Source organism: Haloquadratum walsbyi J07HQW2, from assembly GCF_000415985.1.
Lineage (GTDB): Archaea > Halobacteriota > Halobacteria > Halobacteriales > Haloferacaceae > Haloquadratum > Haloquadratum walsbyi_B.
Genome location: NZ_KE356561.1, coordinates 9,154 through 10,578 on the forward strand (window position 1 = coordinate 9,154; position 1,425 = coordinate 10,578).

Annotated in this window: 1 protein-coding gene; it reads right to left on the minus strand. The window is 46.5% G+C overall.

What is annotated here, in order from left to right; all coding sequences use genetic code 11:
- On the minus strand, positions 1–1,425 hold a 1,425-nt coding region (locus J07HQW2_RS00055; RefSeq protein WP_021053073.1), incomplete at both ends, for a S8 family serine peptidase.

The following is a 1,425-nucleotide window of genomic DNA, read 5'->3' on the forward strand; positions in this document are numbered from 1 at the left end:
TGACTGTCGCTTCTGTTGCACTGTCAGTCGGGGCGACACTCGCTGTGGCAGTCACCGTTTCATCTGGGGGAATATCGCTGAAAGTAACGCTTGCCTGCTCCTGATTCGTGATCACCGCAAACTGATCAGGGGAAGTTGGATCTGCTCCAGATACGCCCTCAAGTCTAAGTCCTTGTGGGACCGAGGACTCAGAGATGTTCACGACTGCCTGTTGAGACTCCTCACCAGCATTTGTTACTTTGAATGCGACAACAGTTACATTCGTATCGGTTGGGTCAATCGTGACAGCTGATGCTGAGGCCGCGAGTTCCGGTGATATCTTTGTCTCATCAATAGCATTAGTTGCATTAACAACACCTGACCCAGAGGCAACGTCAATGTCCACATCGCGGATATCGTCGCTTGACGATTTGAGAATTCTGATTACTTCTGTTGGTGACTGATTCTCTGATTGACTTTTTTTTATTAACGCTGCGACCCCTCCAACATATGGAGCAGCTGCGGATGTTCCACCAAATACGCCACCGGAATAGAACCCATTCGTGATTTCAATATTTGTGTACCCTGTGACATCAATTCCGTTTCGCCCATCGTCAGTTGGTCCCCGACTGCTGTATGGAGCGAGTCGAGCTGGTTCTCGCTCATATGCTGCAACTGTCAATGCATTTGGCACATCTGCCGGGGCTACGATACTTGAGGCAGGAACATTTCGTTGTATTTCCCGTGGACCATTAAAAATAATCACTTCAATTTCATCATCCGCTGGACCACTAGTATGATCAACAACTAAATCAACTGGTTGTGATGAAATATCCTCGACTCTCAGCTGGGAATATCTTGTTCCTGTTGGTGTCGTGAACACACCATCCGAATCAACGGCTATGTATTCATTTTTGACTGGGTTTGATAATGCTGGACGATAATTGCTTTTTATACCCTCATCACTCCATCGAACATATACTGTGACATCACCTGAGTAATCTGTATTACAACCACCAACGCAGTTCGTTTCATCATCGTTGCTCTGTGTCCATTCATGAAGATTATCTGAATCAGTATCACGAAAATCTCCCTCCCAGTGTGTTCGAGCCTCATTTCCCGCAGAGTTTACAAATAATGTCCCGCTTTCTGTTACAGTATTGATGTCGTCGGTAAGAATGTGATTGCCGTTGTCCTCAAATGCGGGAAACCCAGCCGAGTGAACGATAATATCGACATCCTGACGCCTGAGATAATCGATGGCGGCTTCGGTATCAGTTCCGGTGCTAGTGCTTGCAAGGTATAATTGACTATTTGGAGCTGTGCGTGCCACGATCTCTGCTACCGATGTTCCATGCTCAGGAGGTTCTTGGAGATCCCGAAATGATTGTGTGTCAACAACATTTGATACGATTGCTTGATTATCTGGGTCAAATCCGGTATCGA